Raw genomic sequence first — 26,297 nt, forward strand, 5'->3', positions numbered from 1 at the left:
CGTTGGCGGCTCCGCGCGTTAACGAAGGCGACCGCCGCTGACCCCCAGCGGAATTCGGCCGACGGGCGCACCGTCACGGCGCTCACCGGACCCGGGTTCCTCCGACGCGCGCGAGAATCGAGCCGCCCGCTACGGCCCCGGCTCGGCGAACGCGTCGATCTCCGCCGCACGCCTGGCGATCTCGGCACGGATCTCGTCGCGCGCGGCGTCGATGGCGCGGTGCGCCCGGTCGGCGGCGGTCGCGGGGTCCACCGCGGCGCTGGGCAGGCGTTCTCCGGTGCCGTGCCGGTGCGGGTCCACGCGGTCGAGCGCGGCGACGATACGGTCCCAGTCGCCGGTCCGCGGCGGCGGTCCCGCGGGTGTCGCGCCCGGATCGACACCCGCGCCGATCATCTCGGCGAACGGTAGGTCTATCTCGTTGTCCCGCAGCGGGATCGGCCCACCGCCGATCAGGGGGCGGTCCGGCGACAGCCGATCACGGACGGGACCACCACCGCGGGCGTCGTCCACCGCCAGGTGGGCGTAAGCGGCCAGCGTCGTGACCTGGGCGGCACGCAGAACGTTGCGCTGCCGCAATGCGTCGGCGACGGTGGCTGTCTCGTCCGATGTGGCGCGCCCGGCCCATTCCGGCGCCACGCCGAGGCGCCGGGCGAGTTCCTCGACCGCGGCACGACGATCCTGCGGCAGGCCGAGGGATTCTCGCGGTGGCGGTGACACGGCGGGCGGGGCGGGCTCGGCGCCCAGGATCTGCGGGCGCCCGTCGGGTGTCCGGTGCAGGCGCGTGGCCTCGGCCGCGCCGAGGACGACGCCCCCGTCGGCGTCGAGACGGAGGTGGACGGTCTCGAGCACGATCGCGCCCGCCGCGATGTCGTCGGCCAGTCCGGGCCTGCGGTCGAGGAGGGCCTGCGCGGCGTTCGCCCCGTTCTCATCGCGGGTGAACACCACCATCCGGGTGGGCGGATCCACGCCGAACACCCCGACCGCCGGTTCGAGCCAGCGCCCGTGTGCGGCGAGTACCACCTCGCCCGCCGCCTCGGCCACCATCGCGTCGGCGAGCCCGGCGGCCCGCTCCAGCGCCCGCCCCACCCGCCCGGCAGCCTCGCCGAGACGGACGGATCTCGCTGTGACAGCGCGAATCTCGGAGCGCAGCCGCTCCAGCGTGGCGGGCACGCGCGACGGATGCAGTTCCGCCTCGCCGACCCCGAGAACATCGGCCCACAGCGCGCGCTCGGCCGCGGCGTGCGGGCGCGCGACCACCTCGGCGAGCGCCTCGACCGCGCCCGCGCGCAGCAGGGTGCGGTGGGACAGGTCGGCGACGGTGGCCGCCAGCGTCTCCGGGCGCAGCGCGCCGGGATCGATGCCGAGCCCGCGCAATGCCGCGGCGGCCTCGGTGAATTCGGCGGCGACGGCGGCCTCGGCCGCTCGCAGGCGCACCATCGACGAGCGCAGCGCGTCGCGCACCCAGGACACCGGCTCGTACACCAGCTCGGCCCCCGCGCGGCCCGGCCCGGCCCGGGCGGCGTCACGGCGCTCCGGGCCCGGGTCGGGCGGGGCGGCGTCCGGCGGGGCGGGCGCGATCCGTTCGGTCCGGGTGTCGGCCAGGTCGTCCGGCGCGGGCGACCGGTCCACGAGCAGGTCGGCGAGCGCGTCCAGATCCGTGGCGAATCCGGCCACCTCGGCGCGGATCTCGGCCAGCGCGGCGGCGACGGGCGCCTGTGCGCGGTCGGTCATCGCGGCGACGATCTCCGCGCGGGCGGCGCGGCGTTCACCGTCGGTGAGCCGCGCGTCGCCCGGCCGGGCCGCCTGGCTCTCCAGCGCGGCGAGCCACTGCCGCAGACCCTCGACCTCGGCGGCGAGTGCGCCGCGCCGCGACCCGTGCTCCGCGCCCCATGCCACCGGCAGCGCGGCCACGTCGGCCTCGCCACGGGCGATCCCGGCGCGAACGGTGTCGAGCGCGGCGGTGATCGCGGGCGTGGGCGGTGCGCCCTCGTCTCGCTCGAGCAGCGCGAGCCATTCGCGCCTGCTCACCGTCCCGGGATCGTCCGGGTTCGAGGTCTCGCGCGCGGCGAGGTCCGCGCGCAACAGGGCGAGCACCGACTCCGGCACCGGACGCCGATCGCTGCCCGCGAAGACGGCCAGTCGCCGACGGACGCGGTCGATCTCGTCGCGCACGCGCTCGGTTTCGGCGCCCGGGCCCGCGCGCAGCGCCGCCAGTTCCGCCTCGGCCGCGGCGCGCGCCCCACCGGGGTCGAGCGCCGGGAACACCGGGATGTCCACCCCGGCGAGCAACCGGCGCAGCCCCGCGATCTCGTCGCGTACCGCCGCGGGGGTGCGCCGCTCGCCGAGTTCGCCGAGCCATTCGCCGGTGAACTCGCCGAACGTCTCCAATTCCCCGGCGCGGTAGTCGATCTCGTCGCGCAACGCGCCCCGTATCCGCTCGAGGTCACCGGTGGCCAGTGCGGCGTCCAGCGTGCGCAAGCGGTCCACGTCGGCGCGCAGGCGCTGTCCGGTCGGCCCGCCGGTGCGCACCGGGCCGCTCGCGGCCAGCGCGTCCACCGTGGCGACCGTAGCGTCGCGCCGGGCGATCTCGGCGGCGAGCCACCCTCTGATCGAGTCGATCTCGCCGGGCGACAACGATTCTCGCTGCCTGCGCCGCTTCAGATCGAGGTCGGCATCCGGGTCGCGGGTGGCGCGGGCGAGTTCGATCTCCAACCGCCGCAGGAAGGCGTCGGCGCGCGCGGTGTCCCCCTGACCCGCGATCGCCGGGGAGCCGCCGGGCCCCGGTATCGCGTGCGCGCGCAACTCCCGCCGACGGTGGTCGATCATCGCCCGCAGTTCGTCGCGCACGGCGGCCCGCTCGGCCGCGCCGAGACCGGGGGCGGGAGTACCGAGCAGCCGTTCCAGGTCGCGGGCACGGAGTTCCCGGCGCGGGCCCGCCAGCTCGGCGGGCAGCGTGTGGCGGGCGTGTCCGCCGATCAGATCGGCACTGGCCGTCACCGCGCGCAAGGCGGGTATCGCGTCGGGGTCGGCCAGCGGCACGGTGTCGGCGGGCGCCACGGCGGCCGGGGGCATGGCGGCGTTCTCGTTCGCCCAGGCGAGCACGGCGTCGCGGGCCAGCATCCGCGCGTAGTCGGCGGCGCCCTCGGCTTGGGCCGCCCGTAGCGCGTTGTCGTAGCGCAGGGCGGCGATCACCTCCGCCGCCCGGTCGGCGCTCAGCAGCTCCGGCGAAATCCCTAGGCGGCGGGCGATATCCGCCGCCGTGCCGGGGCCGGGCGGCGGTCCAGCCGCCCGATCCGGCGCCCGCCCGTCGCGGCCGTCGGCCGGTGCGTAGCCCTCGATCCGCCAGCCGCCGTCCGGCTGGGGGCGCACCCGCGGCGGCGCGAGCGCGCCGACGAAGAACGCGCCGTCGTCGTCGACGCGGACCGTCCGGTATTCGACCGTCACCTCGCCGCGAACCACCGCGGGCCCGAGATCGGGCCAGTCCCGGAGCAGATCGGCGAGCAGCCGATCGTGGGCGCCGTGCCGCTCGAACAGCATCATCCGGCGCGGCCCGTCGCCGTGGAACACCGCGACGGCGGGCGTGAGCCAGAAGCCGCGACCCGCGCGGACGAACTCCCCGACCGCCTCCCAGAGCACGGTGCGGGCCAGCTCGTCGACGCGTTCGACGGCCTGGTCGAGCCGGGTCGCCAACTCCGGCAGCTGTTCGCCGACCCGGATGCGCCAGTCGAGGCCTTCCCGCAGCCGGGCCAGGGTGCCCGGCAGTTTCTCCGCGGACAGCTCGCCGACCGCGACGTCCAGGACGTCGGCCCATTGCGCGACCTCGGCGGCGAGCCGGGCACGTGCCAGCGCCGCCGCCTGCCACACCGGTTCCGCCGCGCCGCGCGCCCACCCCGGCTCGGCGCCGTTGTTCACACCCGCCCAGTCCTGCATCGGTGTGCCGATCAGTCCGGCAGGCAACCGGCGGCCCGCGTCCCGGTCGAGAATGTTCGTCTCCTCGGCGAACGGTAGGCGCACATCCGCCGCCCGGTAGCGCGCCATCGCGTCGGCGAGGGCCTCGATCGCCCCGGCGCGCAGCAGGATTCGGTGGCCGGCCTCGGCCCGCACCCGGTCGGGCGGCGCGTGGACCTCGCCGACACCCAGGGCACCGGCGGCGCCCGTCAGGTCGGTGCGGCGGGCCGCGACCTCCGCACCCGCCGCGCTCAGCCGAGCCGCGAGATCGGCCAGCCGGGCACGGACCTCCCCGGTCGGCTCGTACCGGACCTCCCCCTCGCCGGGGCGGGCGAGGATCGCCGCCTCGGCGCGCAGTCCGCGGTCGAGTTCGGCGAGCACGAGGCGCGACAACTCGGGTTCGATCTCCGCGAGGTCGGTGTCGTCGGCACGGCGAGCGGAGTCCAGCGCGGTCCCGGGGTCGGGATGGCGGGCCGCGAGCGCCCGCAGACGCTCCACCACCCGCTCGACCGCGTCGGTGACCACCCGGTCGCGAACGCCGTTGCGCTCGGCCATCCGGTCGGCCAGGGCGGGCGGCAGGTCGATCCGGTGGCGCGGATCTGGGTCGGCGTCCCAGACCCACCGGACCGTGTCCGGCGCGACGGCGGTGTTCCAGTAGTCGTCCAGCGCCGCGTCGGCGTCGCGCGGTGGGCGGAAGCGGTCGTCGTGGTTCGGATACAGGCCCACCGCAGCGCGCAGGAACTCCGCCAGCCGGGCGCGGTCCCCCCAGAGCTTGATCACCTCCGACAGGATTCTGGCGACGTTGGGTCCCTCGTCCTGGGCGGGCGTCGCGCCCACCACCTGGTCGATGCCGTCACCCAGCACGGTCTGCCCGTACTTGTCGAGATTGGACCCCGAGGGGTGCTTCGGGTGAGCGGGTCCGCCGTCACTCAGCGCGGACCGGATCCACTCCCGCTCCACCGGCCACTGCCGCCGCGCATCGATCAGCCATTCCCGCAGCGAGCGCCGCTTCTCGCGCTCCCGCGCGAACCATTCCGCCACCGGACGGCGGCGCGACCGCTCCGCCGCGTCCGGCCGGGCCTCGGCCTGCGCGCCACCGCCCACCGGCCCAGTGTCCGCACCGCGAACCACCGCACCCGCTCGCCAGTCCGCGGGAAGAAGCCGGGTGTCGGCGAGCCGGGCCTGCGCGCCCGCCGCCAGAGGCCGCGTATCAGCGAGCCGACTCTCCGCACTCGCGTCCAGCGGCCGCGTGTCCGGGAGCCGATCCGCCGCGTCCGGGCGGGCATCGGTCTGCCCGTCCGCATCGAGCGGCCTGCTGTCCGTGGGATCCACCGGCGCATCCGAGCCGGAATCCAGCCGTGCGTCCGACCCCGGCGGCCGACCGACGGCGGGTCGACCCCGCACCGGGGCTTCGCGCGTGTCGGAGCCGGTCGGGGTGCCCGAACCGTCGTCGTCCGGAGGTTCGGCGGCGGGCGGGGTGCGGGGCGGGCCGGAGGGTGGACCGGAGGGTGGGGCGGCGGGCGCGGGTCCGTCCGCATCGGGATCGTCGTTGTCGCCGGTGGGCGGCGTCCGCTCGGATTCCGGTCGCAGGCCGAGGCGTTCGGCGGCCGCGTCGAACCGCGCCGCCACCTCACCCGCCACCGCCTCGAACCGCGCATCGGTCTGCGACCGAAGCCGGTCGAACGCCGCACCGGTCTCCCGCAACGCCGCATCGAACCGCGCCACCACACCGGATTCATCGCCGGTCACCGGTTCGGCGGCGTCGGGTTGTCCCTCGAGCCGTTCGGCGGTTTCGGTTCGCGCATCGACCCGTTCGGCGGATTCCGGTCGCAGGCCGAGGCGTTCGGCGGCCGCGTCGAACCGCGCCGCCACCTCACCCGCCACCGCCTCGAACCGCGCATCGGTCTGCGACCGAAGTCGGTCGAACGCCGCACCGGTCTCCCGCAACGCCGCATCGAACCGCGCCACCACACCGGGTTCACCATCGGGGATCGGATCGGGCGCCGCGGAAAGCTGTGCGGGCACACGGTTCCCACCACCGTCAGCGGCACGATCCCCGCCACCTCCCGGCGCACGCTCCCCAGCGCCTTCCGGCACACGCTCCCCAGCACCCTCCGGCGTGGGAGCCACCGGGTCCGGCATGCGCTCGAGCATCGCTTCGAACGCGCGGCGCGCGGAGACCTCCCGGGCGCTCAGCGTCTCGTCGAAGGCCGCGAGTTCCCGGCGCGCCGCCGCGTCGATCCGGGCGACGGGATCGCCGGGCCGCGGCGTCTCGGCGCCGGGCGAGTCACTGCCGGTCCGCGCTTCGCCGCTCGGCAGTTCCGGGGGTGTGGAGCGCTCGGTTCGCGCCGGTCGCCAGTAGCCGGGATCGACGGGGACCGGGGCCGGCGCGTACGGAATGCCCGCACGCCATTCGGTGAGCGGGGGCCGGTCGGCGTCCCAGTGGTGCCCGAGCGCGACCGCGTGGGCGTTGGCGTCCTGCCAGGTCGCGGTCGGACGTTCGGCCAGGTACTCGGCTTCGGCCAGCGCGTCGCGCAGCAGTACCAGGTCTTGGCGCAGCGGCTCGCCGTCCATCAATCGCCGCCACGCCTCCGCGATATCGGCCAGGCGATCCATCGGCTTGCGCACGTAGGAGCCGGCCGGGTCGGTGGGGTCGCGCACGAGGTGTTCGGCGCGCATCAGGTGGTCCTTGATGCGCGCCAACTGCTCGCGATCGAATTCCGTCACGTCGTGGCGCATCCGCTCGGCCACCACGGCGGCGATCGCGTCGGGTGTCACGTCCTCCAACAGCAACGCGCGCATATCGGCGACGGTGTCCCGCACCGCCTCGGCGTCGTCGCCGACGAACCGTCCCGACAGTTCCGCGGCGACCCGATCGATGTCCGCGCCCACCGCCGCGAGCTGTGCGTCCACGTTCCCGAGCGGATCGATCCCGCGGTGCGCGTCGACCAGCTGACGCCGCACCTGCTCCACCACCTCGTGCGCGGCCTCGATACGCGCCGCGGCGCGATGCCGCGCCAACCCCTCCAGGATGCGATCGAGGTCGGAGTCGTCGGCGAGGAACCGGTCGTATTCGGCGTCGGCCCAACGCTGTACGCGTTGCCAGTTCGCGACGTCGGCGTCCCAGCTCCGCCGCAGCGAGTCGGGGATGTGCGGCCGACGCGAGGGCGGCGCGTGATCGGCCGCGTGCCACGGCCGGTGCATCGGCTGGATATCGGCGCGCGGCGGCGCCGTCCACGGGAAGCTGCGCAGGAATGTCCCGAACGGCGGGATCTTGCGCAGCCACGGCTTGGACCGCACCCACTCGCCGATCGCCGGATGCGACTGCACCCAGCGCTGGACCGCCGGATGCGACGGCGCCTGGGCGAGCATCAGGATCAACCGGACCACGTTGTAGGCGTCGGCGCCCCAGTGCTGTGAGTACAGCTCGTCGGGCGCGACCCCCGAGGTGTTGTACTGCGTCGGCGCCATCGGCGCGTTCACCGGCAGGGTGCTCTCCGGGATCTTGCCGTCGGGCACATCGTCGGTGGGCAGCGTGATGTCGTTGACGACGTCCTCCATCGCCCAGCCGCTCACGCCGTCCGGTGGGTCCTTGGGGGTGAACTTCCGGGGCACCGTGCCCGAGTCACGATTCAGCTCCCAGCTGGGACGGCTCTCGTCGACGGCGTGCCAGGTGCCCGCGCCGTCCCGCCAGAGGGTGAGGTCGAATCGGGAGGCCTCGTGCCACGGGGTCCGCATCCTGCGCACCGCGACCTGACCGAGCGCGTCCCATCGGACGGCGCCGTCGCGGTCGGCCAGCACCTGGCGGAGTTCGACGGACGCTTCCCCGGTGACCAGCGCCCGCGCGACGATCGGGCTGTCCCGCAGGGCCGCCGCCAGCGCGCGATCCAGCCCGGCGCGCGGTGGGGCGCCCAGCTCGTCCCGGCCGCCGAACACCACCAGGCGCGGGCGGTCGCCGTCGATCAGCCCGACGCCGGGCGCCACCATCCGGCCGCCCTCGGCCTCGATCAGCCGATCCCAGGCGCCCGCGATGCGCGCCATCTCGTCTTGGCGACGGCCCGCCAGATTGTGCGCGCGGTTCACATCCGCGGCGGCGTCGGCGAGCGCGTCGATCTCCCGGCCGCGGGCGCCCGCCTCGGCCGGGTCCAGCACACCGCGCGCCGTCGCGTCCGCGACCCATTCGCGCAACCGCCGCACGGTCCCTTCGAGCCGGTCCGGGGTCAGGGCGCCTTCGTCGGGGCGGCCGGAACCGTCGGCGAGTCCGAGTCGCAGCGCCAGGTCGTCGCGCATGACCCGCCTCGGCTTGATCTCGCGCAACGCCCTGGCCCGCTCGCGCGCCGCGCGATCCAGTTCGGCGGCCAGCTCACGCGCACCGGGACGGTCCGGCACCGCGCCGTCGGCTTCGAGCAGGCCGATCCGCCGATCCAGTTCCCCGATCCGCGCGTCGAGCAGGTCGAACCGTTCGGCGTCGGCGACCAGTTTCGCGATGACCTGCGCGCGCCGCCGCCGCTCCGCCGCGTCGACCGGCTCGCGGACGAGCCGGGAGTTCTCGTCGATCCCGCCCGCGACGTCGTGGACGTCGACCCGGCTGCGGTCGTCCAGCTCGAGGATGGTGCGCTGCCGCTCGTCCGGATCGCGGATGACCCACCCGGTCGGCCGGTCCAGACCCAGATTCGCGGCGCGGTCGTCGACCTTCGCCCGGACGAACTCCCGCTCCCTGGCCAGATCCCTGCGCTCCTGGACGAGCGCGTCGTATTCGGCACGCACGGCCGCCGCAACCGGCTCGGCGCCGGCACGGCGCATCCCATCGCGGTCCGGCCGATCGTCCGCGCCGGGGTCCGCACGCGCGGGCTCCGATCGGTCGCCCGCGACGTCCGGCCGTTCCCCCACATCGGAACGACCGCGATCCGCGGCCGGCACACCGGCACCCTCTCGATCACCCGATCCGACCGGGCCGTCCGGCGCGCGCCTCGCCGGTTCGCCACCGTCCGGCCGGACGCCCGGATCCGGCCGCGCGGCGATCTCCTCCGGGCCCCGGCTCGCCCGCGTGCCTTGGCGCGCGGCCTCCTCCAGGATCGCGTAGAGGACCCGCGCGGGCTCGGACGCGCGGTGCCCGCGGGTGACCACCTCGGCGAACGCCTCCGCGTAGATCTCGGTGGGGTCGAGCGAACCGAGGCCGCGAGCCGCGTCGCCACCGAAGCTGTATTCGCTGAGCTGCGACAGCCATTCGCCGAATCGCGCACCGTCCGCGCGCGGATGGGCGCCGCTGAAGTAGGTGAAGAGCCGGTGCGTGACGTCGGCGCGGCGGAATCCCGGCGCGTTGTAGGCGGCGTACTCGAGCGCGTGCCCGAGCTCGTGGGTCAGGGCGTACCGGATCTGGCGCAGCGCGCCGGGATCGCCCGCGACGTCGCGGCTCAACGACACCGACGCGGTGTACCAGTGGCCGTCGCCGTCCACCTCGGCGGTCGCCCACGATATCCAGGCCCGGTCCGGTGGGTCGCCGATGCGCAAGGCGCGCAGGTCGATGGACGGATGACGGGTGAGCAGGTCATCGACGGTGCGAGCGGCCTCCCGCACGACGTCCGGGTGCACCCCGGCGTCCGTGTGACCGGTGAGCACCACCGCGTGCCGATCCGCGAGCCGGTCGGCCACCTGGTCGGGCGACAGCGACCGCCACTCGTCGCCGGTGAGCGAGAGCCACAGCCCGCGCAGCGAGTCCACGGCGCGTTCGCCCAAGCCGCGCGCGGGTCCGCCGTCCGCCGCGTCCAGGGTCAACGGCCGCGGCCCGGCACCGGGTCCGCGCTCGGGCGGAGGCCCACCGGCGCCCGGCGAGCCGGCGTCGGACCCGCCCTCGGGCGCTGTCGGTTCCTCGGCCGCCGTGTCGGCCCGGCCTTGTCCCGGCCTGGAGAAGTGGGCTCCAGCCGACTCGAGCCGACCGGAGCCGGAGGTGTCCTCGGTCAGGTCGCCGTCGCGGATCTCGACCTCGGTGAACCCGAATTGCGCGGCGAGCCTGCCGGTATGGGTGCTGCGGGCCGCCGATTCCTCGTCGAACCCGTACGTGCGAGCCGTCATGAAGGTGGCGAAGTTGTCCGACAGGCCGTCCTTGTCGAGCCACTCGCCGCGGATGGTCCGCACCCGATGCCCCATGACCCGCATGACGTCGGCGAAGATCTGCGATCCCGACGGTGTGCCCGGCCCGGCCCGCAGTTCCAGGGTGAGAATGCCGCCCGGGTGGAGTTCGGCCCGCACCCCGTAACGGTCGCTGCCGCCGTACCGGTTCACGTACACCGTCCCGTCCGGGGACAGGTGACCGAAGGAGGACAGGTGGGCCGTGTCGTCCGGGCGCGCGAATCCCCGCAGCGCGTCCAGCCGGGTGAGCACGTCGCCGAACCAGTTCTCCCGGCCGAGCTCGGCGAAGGCGTCGCGCAATCCCTCGACGCGAGCGCGGATCGATCGGATCTGCGCGAGCGTGAGGTCGTGCGGCACGTACTCGATGTCCCCGCCGGACGTTCTGGTCGTGTATCGCGACGCGAAGGCGAGAGGTGGTGACGATCCGAGCGGATCGTTGCCGAACGCCAGGTGGTTGTTGATCGCGGCGACGGTGTCGCCGGGACGAATCGTCCAGTCGGCGTTGTCACGTCCCGAGCGGGCCGTCAACGTGTCGAGCAGACCGAGCCCGGCCGCGCCCGGCGCGTCCCCGTAGATGTCGGCGGCGCCGTGCAGCGCGGCCGCGGGTGAGCGCCCGGGCTCCGGATCGGAGAACAATACCGTGGCCGAGACACGGTGCACCGGTGCGACATTCGCGCCCACCGCGGCACCGAGAAGCGCGACGAGCTGGTGGGCGTCGGCGTGGCGCGCGTTGCGCAGCGTGGTACGGAGGAGCACTTCGCCGTTGGCGAACCTCACCCGGTCGACCCGGCGCGGTTCGTGCATGGCCCGCCCCGCGGCGACCGGCTCGATCGAGGCGACACCCGAGTCGACGGCGGCGACCACCCGATCGTGGAACGGCCGCACGCCGTGCGCGAGATCCCATGCCCGGCCGTAACTTTCACCGACGGACAGGGCGCCGGGGGACTCTCTATAACCCGGGAGCAGTGCCCGCAACTCGATCAGGCCCGCCTCGTTCCCGATCCGGTCCAGCTCGGCTTCCCCCGCGCGGGGCAACGCCGTGGCGGCCACCGCGCGCTCCCGCGCGAACGCCTCGGTGTAGACGCGCTCCGCGGTGCTCACCGGCAGCTCGTGACCGGCCTCGCGCAACTGCCGCGCGATCACGATCTCCAGCGCCGTCGCGCGCGCTTCGACCGCGACCATCCGTTCGATGTAGTCCGCGCGCGACGAGCGCTGCCGATCCGTGGCGTGCGCGGCGGGGTCGGCGCGGGCGGTCTCGGCGTGAATCGCCGCGCGGGCGAGCGCGAGCAGATGTTCGGCGTCGCTCGCGCCGGGATCGAGGACGAGGATGTTCCGTTCGGGCGAGTACCGCGGCGGCCTGCCGGTGTCGTGTTCGACGCGCACGCCGTGACGGCGCAGGGTTTCCTCGGCCCACCGGCCCGACGGCAACTCGGCCAGCGCCGCCCGCAGCCCGGCCAGGCGGGCCCGCGTCGCCGCGGCGGCCGAGTCGTCCGGCTCGATCTCCGAGACCCGCGGCGCGGGGGCGGGCTCGGCGAGCGCGCCGTCCACCACCCGGACGCGGCCGTTGTCGTCGACGGCCACGGTCGACAGTTCCCGCACCGTGATTCGCGAGATGCGCTCCGCCGCCGACGGGTCCGCGGCGGCTTCGGCGAGCACCCGCGCATGCTCCCCGCCGGGCGCGGCGACGAGCAACTGGTCGGGCGCGCCGGGCCGGATCGCGACGTGGTCGCCGAGCATCGTCAGCGCACCGCCGGGTGCCGAGGCCGCGAGCACATCGCGCGCGGCGATCGCCGCCACCGTGTCGGCGCTGCGCTGATGCTCCCACCGGGCCTGCTCACGGCGATCGGCGAGGTCGGCGAGTACCCGCAGATCGTGCGCCCGGCGTCGCAGCTCCGCCGCACGCTCGGGGGGCGTAGCCACGTCGGCGAGCTCGCCCTCGGCCCGGGAGAGCAGATGAGACACCCGCTCCCGCAACGCTGTTCGCTCGACGTCACGCGGTAGACCGATCGCCGCGGCGGCGTCGGCCACTCCGGCGTCGAGCTCCTCGGCGCGCAACCGTGCCGCCTGCCGTTCCAGCGCACCGAGCCGGATCCGCTCGGCGAGTTCGGGGGTCGAGATCGGGTGGGTGCCGACCGGCTCGACGATGCCCGTCGCGTGCACCCGATCCCAGGCGTCACCGTAGAAGTCGGCGTAGCCCCCGCCCTCGGACGGACCGAGCGCGGCGATGTCGGCGCGGATCGCCGCGGCCGCGAACTCGTGGGCAGCCCGGTGCAGCGACGCCGGATCGAGCGGCGGGATCGCGCCACGGCTCGCGAACGGGTCCATCGAGAACTTGTCGAGCGCGCGCTCATAGGTTTCGACGTAGGTCCGTTCGATGGCGAGTGCCGCGGGGCTCGCGTCGATCTCGTAGCCGAGGTCGCGCAGTTCCCGCACCACCTCGATGCGGCGAACGTTCGCCTCGACCTCTTCGTCGACCATGGCGCGCACGAACTCCTCACGCGCCATGGTCCGTATCCGTTCGCGGGCGCTGCGCCCCTCGGCCAGGTATTCGGCGTGCACGGATTCGTGGGCCAAGGCCAACGCCTGCCGCACGTGATCGACACCGCTGGTGTAGGTCACGACCGCCAGTTCGTGCCTGCGCAATTCACCCACGCGTCCGTCGGAGTGCGCGGTGGCGAATCGCTCCCTGATCGGGCCCGCATCCAAGGCGGCCAGGATGCGCGCGCCCACCTCGGTCTGTGCCAGCAAGGCGCGCACGTGATCGGCCGGGTCGCCCAGCGCCCGCATCCCCTCGGGCAGCCCGGTGTCGGCGATGCCCGGCCCGGCGGGCCTGGCGGAGTCACCCCAGGCGGGCACGTCGAGGTCGTCACCGGGACCGGACGGGCGCCGGAGTCCGGGCGTCGCCTGTCCGGTGGCGGCGGCCTCGGCGTCGTCGGCGTCGGGGACGCGTCGGGCACCCGATTCCGGGTTGCTGTCCGGCGGCCGATGCGGCGGGCCGGGACGCGGGCCCGCGGGTGCGGGCCCGTCGTCGTCCGGGCCGTCCCCGAACTCGCGCAGCATCTCGTCCAGGCGGGCGTGGGCGCGGCGCTGGATCTCGTCCAGGCGCGCGTTCGCCTCGCGCATGATCTCGTCGGCGCGTTCGCCGAATTCCCGTACCGCGTCATCGATCCGGGTGAGCGGATCGGCCGTGTCCGCCTCCGGCGCGGCCGGCGGCGCGAGGTCGGTGCGGGTGCGGGTGAGGTGGCCCGCGTCGTCGAAGTCGATGCGCAGTTGCCGGACCGGAACGCCGCGGTCGAGGACTTCGGCCAGCTCGGGATGGTCGCGGCGGGCCCGGTCCAGCACACCGGCGGCGTCGGAGTCGGTCCACGCCACCACCACGACGCGCGGCGGATCGTCCACCACGCCGATGCGATCGGTCACCAGCCGAGCGCCTTCGTTCAGCACCGCGTCGCGTTCCATCGCCGTCGCCATCGCGCGGTCGAGGATGTCGACGCGCTCCGCGGCGTCGAGGTGGCGCACGGCCGCGTCCTCGAAAGCATCGATGGCGGCCACGCGCCGCGCCATCTCGTCGACCCGCATGGTCCTGCCCCGCAGCTCGTCGGCGGCGCGGCGCGCCGACTCGCGGTCGGCCACATCGGACTCGTCCACCGGCAGACCCGCCATCGCCCGGTCACGAGCGGCCCGGGCGGCGTCGAGTTCTCGCACCGCGGCGGCGCTCTCGCCCGCCAGCCGGTCCATGACGGCGGCACGGTGGCGCGCCGCGTCGGCTGCCGCATCGGACTCCCGGTGCAGGGCGTCGTCGATGCGCGACCGGGGATCGCCGGCGGGCAGGGGCGCGGGTGGCTCGGCGGCGCGGCGCCCGAACTCGGCCACCAGGTCGGCGAGTTCGGCGAGCCGATCGGCGCGGTCCCTGACCTCCGCGCGCAGTCGAGCGTGCAACGCGGTGAGTTCGGCGGCGGTCAGGCCCTCGTGCTTTTCGATCTTGCCGTCGCGGTAGTCCTCGTACACCTCGATCATCCGCGCGATGTCGGTGTCGTCGACCTCGACACCGAGGATGCGCGCCCAATCCCGATCGGCCCGCGGCACGGCCCCCTCGTCCGGCGCGCCTGCCTCGGACCGGTCCGCCGAGGCCGCGTCCGCGAACGCCGCGAGATCACCCGCGACCGCGCGCAAGTGGTCGGCCACGCCTGCGTCGTGCGAGCGGATCTCACCCGACCCCGCCCGCGGGTCGGGCGTGGGCCGATCACGCTGCGGCACACCGGAATGCGGGTCGACGGCCAGCAGCGCCCGCGTGAACTCCGCCAGCGCGGCCCGCATCTGATCCGGGCGACCGGTCCGGACCGCCTGGCGGATCTGGTCCACCAGGACCCTCGCGTCGATGCCCTTGCGGTCACCGTGGCGCACGTAGCGCAGTTCGTTCGGGTGGCGCTGTTCGCCGCGGTCGCGGAAGTAGGGATCATCGCCCTTCAGGTACTTGGGCGGGAACAGCCGCTCCGGCTCGAGCCCGAGCCTGCGGGCCAGTTGGTCGCGGGCGGCGAGCACGGCCGCGGAATCGGTGTCGCGCAACCGCTTCGCGTAGTCGACCAGATCGCGCACGCGCTGGCGCAACAGCGCGGTGCGCTGGTTGTCCGCGGTCAGAATCTCCGCGATCCGGTGCGGGGTGAGATTCGAGGCCGACACACCGAGCCGGTTCGCCAGCCGGTCGCGCGCCGCGGTGGTGTCGTAGAAGGACTCGATCTCCCAGGCCGTCCGGGTGAAGTCGGCGATGGCCTCGATGCGCGTCGCGCGCAACGCGTTGCGCAGCCGCTCCCCGGCGACCGTCCGGTCCAGCGTGGCGGGGTCGGCCGGATCGATGCCGAGTTCGCCTGCCAACCGGTCTATTTCGGCGCGCACTCGATCGTCGGACAGCGTCGCGGTGTTCCGGTCGGTGGCCGGCGGCGCGCCGGGCCCGTCCAGCACCGGATGCCAGGTGCCGTCCGCCGAACGGATCACTGTCACATCGGCTGTCCGCCCGTCCACGATCCCGTGGAAGTGCCGCACCTCCGGAGCGGCGACCGGATCCACGTGCAGGCGGCCCGCCCCATCGACCCAGACGTCTCGGTACTCGACGCGCACCTCGCCGCGGTTCACCGCATCGGCCAGCACGGTATCGGCCGCCAGCACACCGGCCAGCCGGGCGGCGGGCTCGCCGGGCCGGTCCGGGACGATCAGCCGAAGCGGCCCGCCCTCCGGGTCGGGCACCAGCGCCACGCCGTCACCCACCTCGGTCGCGTCCCGGTCGGCGAACCACTCGGCGAGCAGCGGGCCCCGGCGCGCCTGCGAGTCGGTGGCCCGCAGCCGGGGTTGCGCCAGCTCCGAGAACCGCGCCAGTTCCGCCGCACGCGTGGCCATTTCGCCGCGCAGTTGCCGAATCGTCTCCGACAGGCGCTGTTCGGCCAGTTCGGCGCGCACCCGAGCCACCTCGTCGAAATCCGCGCGGGCCAGGACGCGGGCGAGTTCACCCGGATCGCGCTGCGCCAGTAACTCGCTCAGCCGCGCGGGTGGCAGATCGGCAAGCATCGCGGCGAGCACCCAGCCCGGTCCCGTCACGGTCGGATCGGCCGGATCGACGCGGCTCGCCGGGATCGGTGCCAGCGCGTCGCGATCCAGCCCCGCGGTCAGGTCGGTCAGCTGGTTCGGTTTCAGCTCGGCGAACAGGCGCAGCTTCTCGTCCGCGCTCAGATGCGCGAGCACGTCCGCGGGCCGCTCGGCGTCCAACGCGGCCAGGTCGACGCCCAGCACCTGCGCCCAGACCGACCGCTCGTCCTTGACCTGGTCGCGGCGCAGCGCGTTCTCGAAGTGCTCGCGCAAGCCGTCGTCGCGGCCGGGCTGATCGCTGTAGTAGAGATCGCCCCAGTCGCGGCCGGGCTCGCCGCCGTTATTGACCCCCTCCCAGGCCAGCAGCGCCGGATCGCGATTGTCGGCGCGCGCCACCTCCCGCAGGTAGCGGTTCAGCGGATCGCTGTCGAACATGTTGATCTCGCGGCTGTAGGGGATGCTCGCGTCCTCGGCGATGTAGCGCCGGGCGGCCGCGGCCAGCGCATCGATCGCGGCCGCGCGGCGGGCATGGCGGTACTCGGCCTCGTCCAGCGCCCGTTGCACACTCGCCGGATCGACGTCGGGCAAGGGGCTGCCCACCCGGTCGGCAGCGTCGCTCAGTTCGTCGTCCACGGTGCGCGAAGGATCGGGATCCGTTGGGCTGGAAGACGATTCGGGCACGTCCTGGACCTCGGGCGGCACCAGTGTGGCGTCCGGGTCCAGGAAGCCGATCTCCTTGAGCTCGCGCTCCATATCGCGCAGCAGCTCCGGATCGGCGTCGTGAATCCAGAACGCGTACTCGCTCCCGTCGGCGTCCAGGATCGGGATATGCTCGCCCACCGCGTCCCGGACCCGCCCGGACAGATGCCGGAAGAACGGGACCAGCTCCCGCCGCTTCCACATCGTGGCGCCTTCCTTCCAGATGCGGGCCGGATTGAACGCGCCCGAGGCCGCCGGATCGGTGATACCGGCCAGATCCGAGATCGCGGTCTGGCCGCGGCCGTCCTCGCCGGATCCCGACGGGTACTTGGGGTTGTGGCCGTCGTACCCGGCGCGCGAAGGGGTCAGCTGGTCGCGGCCGCGTTCACCGATCTGGCGCAGCTGTTCCCGCACCCGCTCCCACCACTGGCGCAGGCTCGACCGTCGGTGCGGCGGTGCGCTTTCCGGGCGGACGACGATCTCGTCCCCGCGAGGCGCCGCGGGATCGGTGCCCGCCTGCGGTTCCGGTTCCGGTGACGCCACTCGCCATGCGCCGTCACCGTCGGCGCGCAGGGCCACCGGGACCACCTCACCGTCGATGTCGAGCAGCAACCGTGGCGCGCCCGCGGGATTCGCGTGCGGCGGTGTCGTCGCCAGATCGGCGAGCAGGTTGATATCCCTTGCCCGGCGCAGGGTTTCGTCGCGCAGGTCCGCGATCGTGCGATCGATGTCGTCCGGGCGCAGCGACGCCGGATCGAGGCCGAGGTGGCGAGCCAGCTCCGCGCGCTCACCCTCGATCTGGGCTCGGAGCACCGGGTCGGTGGCCGCGGCGTGCCGGGCCGCGTTGTCGGCGAGGGACTCGACGGTGCCCGCCAGCAGCAGGTTCCAGTACCGGAGTTCGGCGGCGGCACGGGCGAGGGCGCCCGGGTCGGCGTCCGCGTCGACGGCCGCGTGCCGCCGGGCCAGATCCGCGCGCAGTTCGGTTTCCGTGCGCGCCACCGGCGCCCGCGGCGCGTCGCGCTCCGGTTCGCGTGGCGCAGGCGGGTCCGAATCGTCGCGCGATCGGCGGTCCGGGGTGCCCGGCTCCAGCTCGGGCACCGCCAGGTGCTCGAGGCCGAGCGCGCGCAGCTCATCCGCCATCCGCCGCCGGACCTCCGGGTCGGCCTCCCGCCAGAACTCCTCGCCGCCGTACTGCTCCTCGACGGCCATCCGCGCGAAGTCCTCCGGATGACGCATCGGCGCGGCGCCGTCGTCCAGGAAACCCCGCGCCCTGGCCAGATCGGCCAGCTCCCGCCACGTGCCGAGCGGATCCCGGTTCCCCGCCATCGCCTCGGCGATCCCGAGCGCCTCGGCGAGCCGGTCGGCATAAGCCCGCTCCGCATCGGTCAGCCGGACCGGATCATCACCCCCCGCCCGAATCTCCGGCTGCGCGAGATACCGTCGGATATCGTCCATCGGATCCCGATCGCCCGACGGTTCGCGATCGGGTCGCGAGCCGTCGCCGGGATCACCCGGATCGGGCGGACCTCCGGTTCCGGGATCGTCCGGATCGCGCGGAACGCCCGCACCGGCGTCGGCCGGAGCACGCTCACTCTCGGCACCGCGATCGTCCGCGTCACGCGAGGCGCGGGCATCGGGGACATCCGCGGCGGTAGCCGGGTCCTGCGGTGGGTGCCGCTCGCCTCCGGCCTCGGGCTCGGGTTCGTTCTCGTCGCGATCCGTGTCGGCGCGCGGGTCGGTGGGTGCGGGTGTTCCGGGTTCCTCGTCGTCGCGCAGCATCGCTTCGTAGGCGGCCCTGGCCTCCGCGGACAACGGGTGGAGGGGTGTGCCCGCGCTGTCGAACAGCACGGCGTAGGTGCCCTCGATCGGGCCCGCGATGCGCGGCGGGAACGGCCGCCCGGTTTCCTCGCCCGCCTCGCGCACGATGATGTCACCGTCCTCGAACGACATCACATAGGCGAACTGTCCCACCGCACCGTAGTCGTCGATGACCAGCGCGTATACGCGGTCGTCCAGGTCGTTCTTCGCGCGGTGGGCGGCTTCGTCGCGCAGGCGCCGCGCCATCGCCTCGTGATCGGTGAACGGCCGCAACTCACCACCCGCCGCCGCGACCACCTCGGCCCCGTGCATCCCGTCGAGACCGGGGCGCACGTCCGGCACCCTGATCACCTCACTGCCGGTGACGTCCTTCAGGTACGCCAGGCAGAGCCGAGCGGGATTGCCGCGATCATCCGCCGTGGAGCGTGTCGCACCGCCCTCAGGTCCGTCCCCCTCCGACCGATGATCGGTGCGCGAGTTCTCCTCCGCGCCATCGGAATTCCCGCGCACCTCGCCACCCGCGCCCGCCGCCCGGTCACCGGTGGCTGCTGTTTCCCCGGACTCGCCGTCCCGGGTGCGGGGGTCGGGAGCCTCGGGCACCCCGCGATCCGGCACGCCCTGGCTTCGCTGGGCGGGGTCGGCGGACTCCGCGATATCGGCCCGTGGTGCGGCCGAAGCGGCCGTACCCGCCTGTACCGCGCCGGTGAGGGAGCCGGGCGGGGCCGGGCGTGCCGATCCCGCGGTGGGTTTCGATGCTCCGGCACCACCGGTGCGGTATTCGGCCGCTCCGGTGGTCGCGTCGCCAGTGGTTGGACGCGCCGAGGAAGTGCCCGGACGCAGGTCCGCGCCACCCGCCCGCGGCGCCGGGTTGTCGGCGCGCGCGTCCGGCCCCGTGGGTCTCGCTTCGGCGGTGCCGGGGCGCGGTGCCGAACCGTCGGGTTGGGGCACGGGCCCGCGAACGGCGGGTGGCGGCACCACACCGTCGTCCCGCACCGCCGCGCTGTCGTAGGTCTTGTCCGGCCGAGTCGCAGGGCCGTCGCCCCGCGCGGCCGCGTCATCGCCGGGCCGGGCCTGCGAGGCGCCGGGCTCCACGCGCACGTCGCCGTTCCGGACTCGGCCCGCACCGGGTTCGGCCACCGACGCCCCCGACTGCGGTCCTCGTGCGTCACTCGCGACCTGTGGTGGTGGGGACCCTGACGGTTGCGCCTGCGTGTCATGAGCGGCACCGTCCCCCTGTGCGATGCCGGTATCACCCTCACCCACTGCACCATTCGCCGCAGCGGCCTCGCCTTGCGTGGAAACGCTTGCGGCAGTGTCCCTTCCCTCGGAACCTTCCGCATCACCGACGTCTCCGGTAGGCACCTCCCCCTCGGACCGGTCGCTCGACGGCGCGAGGGCGGTGGGATCATCCGATTTCGAGACGGCCTGGTCGGCGGGACCCTCCGCCGCCGCATCACTCCGATCCCGGGCAGCGGCCGAATCATCCCCCGCACCACTCGGCTCGCGCGCGGCAGCCGAATCATCCGCTGCCACACTGTCCGAATCTCGCGCAGCTGCCGGATCGGCACCCGGCTCCCCCGGTGCCGGAGCACGTTCGCCCGTGGTGGACTCCCCCGCGGTGTCGCGCGCCGCGGGCTCGGCGTCGGTGACACCGGCCTGCACTCCCCCTTCCGCGCCGGATTGCCGCCCGGACTCACCCGAACCCGCCCCGGCGTCCGGTGCTTGGGGTGCGGCTCCGGAGCGCGCGGCGTCGCCACCCGCCGGTTCGGTCGCACCGGACCCCGGAATCCCTTGTCCCGGTGCGGCACCCGCACCGCGCGGGGCTTCGGTGCTGTCGCCCGTCCGGGCGGGGTCGGCGCCCGGGCTCTCCGGACCGCCGTCCCCCCGCACCCCGTCACCGCCGGACCGCGCAGCGCCCGGAGTACCGGTACCGGCGCCACTTCCGGTACCGTCCGGCGCTCCGGGCGGCAGCCCCCCGACCCTGGTCAGTCCCGACACATCGGCCGTAGGCGCGTAGATATCGGGAAACCTGTTGTGCCAGTAATGATTCGCCTGCGCGCGGCTGGCGCCCGAGAGCGCGCCGTTGATCATGCCCGCACTCGCGATGCCGCCGCCCGCCACCGAGCGCAGATCGAACTCGTTCAGCGACGTGCCCAGATTCTGGACGGCTTGGTCCCACCCGTCCCGCGCCACATCGAACGCGAACTGGGTGCCCAGCCCCGCCACATAACCCGCCCCGCCGCCGAGCAGACCCGCCGTGCCGCCGGTGATCCCGCCGTGCATCCACGGCGCCATGCTGTCACCGAACTTGTCGCCCAGCTTGCGGCCGAACCAGTCGCCGAACGGCCCCGCCGCCGCGCCGCTCGCCGCGGAACTCACCAGCGCGCCGACGATCTGGTCGACCTTGAAATCCTCGCGGTTGTCGTTGGCCATCTGCCAGGCTTGGATGCCCACTTCCTGCCCCAGGCCGATCGTGGCATCGAGGGCGACGTGCCTGGCCACGAAGCGGAACAGTCCGGGCAGGTCGGCCGCCCACCGGGCGACAGCGGTCATCAAACGGGTCGCGATGGCCCGAATCCCCATGCGGGTCACGGTGATCGCGGCCGCCTGCACCGCCGGCGCCGTGGGCGGAAAGATCCAGGCCAGTGCGATCTCGAGCGCCAGCAATGCCAGCGAGGTGATCATCAGCAGCTTGGCGTAGTCGATCTCGGTGCCGACGCTGTCGGCCGAACCGGCGATCCGCTCGAGGTTGGCCGCCAGCACCTCGAGCGACTGCGGACCGCTGCGCAGCGAGTCGAACAGCTTGCGCATCTCCTCGCCGCCGTCGCCGTTCGGGTAGGCGTCCAGCGACGCGCTCTTCGCGGCGTCCAGATCGTCGGCGATCTCGCGCAGTTCCTCGGCGGCGGCCTTCCAGGCGTCGGCCAGCGCCCACATGCCGTCCTCGTCGCCGTGCGGCCACTCCGAACCGGCGACCCACTCCAGCCATGCGAGATAGCCGGGGATACCACTCATGCGCTGCTATCCCGGGTCACCAACTGCTGTCGGTGACCCCGTGCGCCTTGCCGCGACCGTGGTCGACCTCTTCGACATCGGTGAACCGCATCTCCACCGGCTCGTCCTCGTCCCGGGCCGCCGCGGTGGGGCGCTGGGCACCCTCCGGCGGCGTGGTCGGAACCGATGGCGGCGTGGGCATTTCGGCGCTCAGGTCCGGCATGCCCTCGATCAGGTCGGACAGTTTCGGCAAGCGGGCGCGCCGGTCCTGCAACGGCGCCATCAGCTCACCGCCCAGCCGGGCCACCTCCGCGGCCGCCTGCTGGGCGGCCTCGGTCACCGCCCGCGCGATCTCCGGGTAGCTCAGATCGCCGATCTCCGCGCCGAATTTCGTCTCGATCACCAGGCCGTCGGCGTTCACGGTGACAGCGACCCGCCTGTTCCTGGTCTCGGCGGTCGCGGTGAGCCGGGCGCGCTCCTGCTGCACGCGCGCGATCATGCGCAGCTGCTGCTGGACCTCGTCGAGCACCTCGGTCATATCGGCGCGGGTGCGTTCGTTGACCAGCCGGGAGCGTGCGCCGCTCATCGGAACATGTCTTCGCTCGCACGCTCCTGGGCCTCCAGGAGATCGGCGGAGTCGTTCTGGCCCTCGGACACCCCGGCGAACGTGGCTTTCAGCGCGTCGAGCGACTCGAGCGCGGACTTCCGCGAGGCCACGTATCCTTTCGGCCCTTCGGCGAAGGTGGTGCCGATCTTGTCGTCACCCCACGGCTCGCCGAGCCCGGCGGTGGTGGTGCGCAGTGTCGTGAGCACCCCACCGATCCGATCCCGGATATCGCCAGTGAGTCCCCCGGCTCGGCGCAGCAGGACCGGATCGACCTCGACACTCCCCGACATGGCGTTCACTCCTCCGGCTGTGGACGCGGGCACACCGCGATACGTCACCCTCGACCGTGCCAGTCATCGGCGAACCGCCGGTGGCCCGAACGTGAACGAACGGCAGCCGATCGATAACTCGGCGTGCGCCGGGCGCTGCGGCGGCGGCCGCCGCCACCGACCTCGGCCCGGCCCCGTACCTGCGATGATGGGCGGCATGCGAATCCTGGTGCAGCGCGCGACAACAGCGGCGGTCACGGTCGATCACGAGGTGGTCGGCCGCATCGATCCCGCAGCGCACGGCGCGCCGCACGGGCTGGTCGCGCTGGTCGGCGTCACCCACACCGACACCGACGCGACCGCCGCGGCGCTGGCCGAAAAGCTGTGGCGGCTGCGCATTCTCGACGGTGAACGCTCCGCCGCCGACCTGGACGCACCGGTCCTCGTCATCAGCCAGTTCACCCTCTACGCCGATACACGGAAGGGACGGCGGCCGTCCTGGTCGATGGCCGCACCGGGGCCGGTCGCCGAACCGCTGGTGGACGCGTTCGCCGACGCGCTGCGCGGACTCGGCGCGACCGTCGCCACCGGACGGTTCGGCGCGCACATGAAAGTCGAACTGATCAACGACGGCCCCGTGACCGTGCTGCTGGAATCGTGACGCGCACCGGTCGAATCCACCGCGGCACAAAAGAATCCGGCCCGGCCACCGTGAATGGTGGCCGGGCCGAGTGGATTCGGGGCTCCGGAGAGCTCGCGCTACTCCGGCCGCAACGTCAGAATGCGCGGACCGTCTTCGGTCACCGCGACCGTGTGCTCCCAGTGCGCGGCGCGGCTGCCGTCCAACGTCACCACGGTCCAGTCGTCTTCGAGGACCTTCGTCTGGGTGGTGCCGAGGGTGAGCATCGGCTCGATGGCCAGCACCGATCCGACCACCAGGCGCGGGCCCTTGCCGGGGGCGCCCTCGTTGGCCAGGAAGGGGTCCATGTGCATTTCGCGGCCGATAGCGTGGCCGCCGTAGCCGTCGACGATGCCGTAAGCGCGGTCGTGCAGTTTCTCGGCGGCGCGGGTGCCCAGTTCGATGGCGTGCGACACGTCGGTGAGCCGGTTGCCGGGCAGCATGGCCTCGATGCCCGCCTCCATCGACAGTTTGGTGGCCTCGCTGAGCAGGCGGTCGGCCTCGATGAGGTCGCCGACGCCGAAGGTCCACGCGGAGTCGCCGTGCCAGCCGTCCAGGATCGCGCCGCAGTCGATGGACACCAGATCACCGGCCGACAGGATCTCCTCGGCGGTCGGGATCCCGTGCACCACACGGTCGTTCACCGACGAGCAGATGGATCCGGGGAAGCCGTGGTAGCCCTTGAAGGACGGGACGGCGCCCGCGTCGCGGATGGTCTGCTCGGCGACCTCGTCCAGCTCCAGCGTGGAGACGCCGGGCTTGGCCGCCGCCCGGACCGCGACCAATGCGCGGCCGACCACGGCGCCCGCCGCCGCCATGGCGTCGAGTTCACCGGCGGTGCGGAACGGCACCACCTTCTTGTTCTTGCGACCGAAGACCATGGCGGCTCAGCCCCGCGCCGACGGCGGCATCAGTGTCCCAGAGCGCTCAGCGCGCGGGCGTTGACCTCGTCGACCTCGCCGACGCCGTCCACGGTGACGACCAGGCCGTCGTAGTGGTCGAGCAGCGGCTCGGTCTCCTCGCGGTACACCCGGAGACGGTTGCGGATCACGTCCTCGTTGTCGTCGGCGCGACCGCGCGCGAGCATGCGCTCGACCACGGTGTCCTCCGGCACGACGAAGCACAGCACGGCGTCGAGCTTCTGGTCGAGATCGCCGAGGATCTTCTCCAGTGCCTCGGCCTGGTCGACGGTGCGCGGGTAGCCGTCGAGCACGAAACCGTTCGCGGCGTCGGGCTCGTTGACGCGCGCCTCCACCATGCGGTTGGTGACGTCGCTGGGCACCAGGTCGCCGGCGTCCATGTACTTCTGCGCCTCGCGACCCAGCGGGGTCTGCTGGCTGATGTTCGCGCGGAAGAGATCCCCGGTGGAGATGTGCGGGACGCCCAGCTTCTCCGACAGCAGGACGGCCTGGGTGCCCTTGCCGGCACCCGGCGGACCGAGCAGTACAACTCTCACTTGAGGAACCCTTCGTAATTTCGATTCATCAGCTGGCTTTCGATCTGCTTCACGGTGTCGAGGCCGACACTCACCATGATCAGCACCGCGGTGCCGCCGAACGGGATGTTCTGGATACCGCTGGTATTGCCGATGTCCAGGAACACGTTGGGCAGGACCGCCACCACACCGAGGTAGATGGAGCCGGGCAGGGTGATGCGGCTCAAGACGAAGCTCAGATAGTCGGCCGTCGGCTGACCGGGACGGTAGCCCGGAATGAAGCCACCGAACTTCTTCATCTCGTCGGCGCGCTCCTCCGGGTTGAAGGTGATCGCGACGTAGAAGTAGGTGAAGAACACGATCAGACCGAAGTAGATCGCGATGTACACCGGGTTGGTCGGGTTGACCAGGTATTTCTGGATGATCTCCTGCCACCAGCTCGGATCGGTGTTGTTCTGCGACCCGGTCAGCTGGGCGATGAGGTTGGGCAGGTAGAGCAGCGAGGACGCGAAGATCACCGGGATGACGCCCGCCTGGTTGACCTTCAGCGGCAGGTAGGTCGAGGAGCCGCCGTACATCTTGCGGCCGACCACGCGCTTGGCGTACTGCACCGGGATGCGGCGCTGACCCTGTTCGACGAAGGTCACCGCGACGATGATCAGGAAGGCCGCCACCAGGACCAGGCTGAAGACCAGGCCGCCGCGGCTCTCCAGGATGGCCCCGCCCTCACCGATGATGGCGGCGGCGATACCGGCGAAGATCAGCAGCGACATGCCGTTGCCGACGCCCTTCTCCGTGATCTGCTCACCGAACCACATGACCAGGGCGGCGCCCGCGGTCATCACCAGGACGATGATGACCATGCCGAAGATGCTGGTGTCGGCCAGGATGTCCTGCGGGCAGCCCTGCAGCAGCTGACCGCGCGCGGCCAGCGCGACCAGACCCGTCGCCTGCAACACGGCCAGCGCGATGGACAGGTACCGCGTGTACTGCGTCATCTTGGTCTGGCCGGACTGGCCTTCCTTGCGCAACTGCTCGAACCGCGGAATGACCACGGTGAGCAGCTGGACGATGATGCTCGCGGTGATGTAGGGCATGATGCCGATCGCGAAGACCGACAATTGCAGCAGCGCGCCGCCGGAGAAGAGGTTGATCAGCTGGTAGATGCCGGCGTTGTCGCCATCGGAGACCAGCTCGACGCACTCCTGCACCGCCTGGTAGTCCACGCCCGGTGAGGGCAGCGCGGCACCGACGCGGTACAGCGCGACCAACCCCAGCGTGAAGAGAATCTTCCGCCGTAAGTCCGGAGTCCGGAAGGCCGATACGAAGGCGGAAAGCACAGATCCTCCTGGCGCGAACGACATGGTCATGCCATGGCTGTTTCAGCGGTGTGCCCGGACCCTCGTCGGACCGGGACGCCGAAAACCACGACGTGGCTTGGCAGACAACAACTGAACTCTAACAGTGGCACCGGACGAGCTCTTCACTCGTCCGGTGCCACTGTCGTCGAGACTACCGTCAGCCCAGCTCGGTGACGGTGCCACCGGCGGCGGTGATCTTCTCCTTGGCGGAGCCGGTCACCTTGTCGGCGGTCACCTGGACCGCGACGCCGATCTCACCGTCGCCCAGCACCTTCACCAGCTGGTTCTTGCGCACGGCACCGGCCGCGACGAGCTCGGCCTTGCCGATCTCGCCACCCTGCGGGAACAGCTCGGCGATGCGGCCGACGTTCACCACCTGGTACTCGGTGCGGAACTTGTTGGTGAAGCCCTTGAGCTTGGGCAGCCGCATGTGAATCGGCATCTGCCCACCCTCGAAGGCGGCGGGGACGTTCTTGCGAGCCTTGGTGCCCTTGGTACCGCGGCCCGCGGTCTTGCCCTTGGAACCCTCACCGCGGCCGACGCGGATCTTGTCCCGCTTCGCGCCGGGTGCGGGGCGCAGGTGATGCAACTTGATGGTCATGTCAGACCTCCTCAACTGTCACGAGGTGGCGCACGACGTTGATCAGCCCGCGATTCTGGGCGTTGTCCTCACGAATGACGGACTTGCGAATGCCGCGCAGACCGAGGGTCCGCAGGCTGTCGCGCTGATTCTGCTTGGCGCCGATCGAACTCTTGATCTGGGTCACCTTGAGATCTGCCATGG

General features: G+C 73.1%; 9 protein-coding genes. 1 reads left to right on the plus strand and 8 read right to left on the minus strand.

Annotated features, from left to right (window positions below):
• Positions 1-129: 129 nt before the first annotated feature.
• Genes OHB21_RS03310 through OHB21_RS03320 form a run of 3 tightly spaced genes read right to left on the minus strand, consistent with a single transcriptional unit; the run spans position 130 to position 22,059 of the window.
• Positions 130-21,183: a WXG100-like domain-containing protein gene (locus tag OHB21_RS03310; RefSeq protein WP_195125380.1), complete on the minus strand. Its 21,054-nt coding sequence runs from the start codon at positions 21,181-21,183 to the stop codon at positions 130-132.
• A 16-nt stretch (positions 21,184-21,199) separates the two neighbouring features.
• Complete coding sequence (locus OHB21_RS03315) at positions 21,200-21,748, minus strand: YbaB/EbfC family nucleoid-associated protein (RefSeq protein ID WP_228790268.1); 549 nt, start codon at positions 21,746-21,748, stop codon at positions 21,200-21,202.
• Positions 21,745-22,059: a hypothetical protein gene (locus OHB21_RS03320; RefSeq protein ID WP_195125379.1), complete on the minus strand. Its 315-nt coding sequence runs from the start codon at positions 22,057-22,059 to the stop codon at positions 21,745-21,747. Before OHB21_RS03320 ends, OHB21_RS03315 begins: the two co-directional genes overlap by 4 nt.
• A 196-nt stretch (positions 22,060-22,255) precedes the next feature.
• On the opposite strand from OHB21_RS03320, the gene dtd reads away from it, so the two are divergent.
• The gene (dtd, locus tag OHB21_RS03325; protein ID WP_195125378.1) at positions 22,256-22,699 is read left to right on the plus strand and encodes a D-aminoacyl-tRNA deacylase; all 444 of its coding nucleotides are present in this window, start codon (positions 22,256-22,258) and stop codon (positions 22,697-22,699) included.
• 98 nt (positions 22,700-22,797) lie between these two features.
• On the opposite strand, the gene map is transcribed toward dtd, so the two are convergent.
• The 5 genes from map to rpmD form a co-directional block, all read right to left on the minus strand.
• Positions 22,798-23,598, minus strand: coding sequence for a type I methionyl aminopeptidase (gene map / locus OHB21_RS03330; protein WP_067507511.1), 801 nt, complete (start codon positions 23,596-23,598; stop codon positions 22,798-22,800).
• Positions 23,599-23,627: 29 nt separating this feature from the next.
• Complete coding sequence (locus tag OHB21_RS03335) at positions 23,628-24,173, minus strand: adenylate kinase (protein ID WP_067507514.1); 546 nt, start codon at positions 24,171-24,173, stop codon at positions 23,628-23,630.
• A complete protein-coding gene (gene secY / locus OHB21_RS03340) occupies positions 24,170-25,492 on the minus strand; it encodes a preprotein translocase subunit SecY (RefSeq protein WP_067507517.1) in 1,323 nt (440 codons plus the stop codon). The genes OHB21_RS03335 and secY overlap by 4 nt, the downstream gene beginning before the upstream one ends.
• A 178-nt stretch (positions 25,493-25,670) precedes the next feature.
• Positions 25,671-26,114 (minus strand): 50S ribosomal protein L15, encoded by a 444-nt coding sequence (rplO, locus tag OHB21_RS03345; protein ID WP_067507519.1) that lies wholly within the window; start codon positions 26,112-26,114, stop codon positions 25,671-25,673.
• Between the two features lies 1 nt (position 26,115).
• Positions 26,116-26,295, minus strand: a complete 180-nt coding sequence (gene rpmD, locus OHB21_RS03350) for a 50S ribosomal protein L30 (protein ID WP_067507522.1) — start codon at positions 26,293-26,295, stop codon at positions 26,116-26,118.
• Between the last annotated feature and the right edge of the window lie 2 nt (positions 26,296-26,297).

Source organism: Nocardia puris (genome assembly GCF_036051655.1).
Lineage (GTDB): Bacteria > Actinomycetota > Actinomycetes > Mycobacteriales > Mycobacteriaceae > Nocardia > Nocardia puris.

Excerpts from the sequence above, each read along its gene's own strand:
- rpmD (WP_067507522.1), bottom strand. The coding sequence starts at position 26,295 with ATGGCAGATCTCAAGGTGACCCAGATCAAGAGTTCGATCGGCGCCAAG.
- OHB21_RS03315 (WP_228790268.1), bottom strand. The coding sequence starts at position 21,748 with ATGAGCGGCGCACGCTCCCGGCTGGTCAACGAACGCACCCGCGCCGAT.
- dtd (WP_195125378.1), top strand. The coding sequence starts at position 22,256 with ATGCGAATCCTGGTGCAGCGCGCGACAACAGCGGCGGTCACGGTCGAT.
- OHB21_RS03320 (WP_195125379.1), bottom strand. The coding sequence starts at position 22,059 with ATGTCGGGGAGTGTCGAGGTCGATCCGGTCCTGCTGCGCCGAGCCGGG.
- rplO (WP_067507519.1), bottom strand. The coding sequence starts at position 26,114 with ATGACCATCAAGTTGCATCACCTGCGCCCCGCACCCGGCGCGAAGCGG.
- map (WP_067507511.1), bottom strand. The coding sequence starts at position 23,598 with ATGGTCTTCGGTCGCAAGAACAAGAAGGTGGTGCCGTTCCGCACCGCC.
- OHB21_RS03310 (WP_195125380.1), bottom strand. The coding sequence starts at position 21,183 with ATGAGTGGTATCCCCGGCTATCTCGCATGGCTGGAGTGGGTCGCCGGT.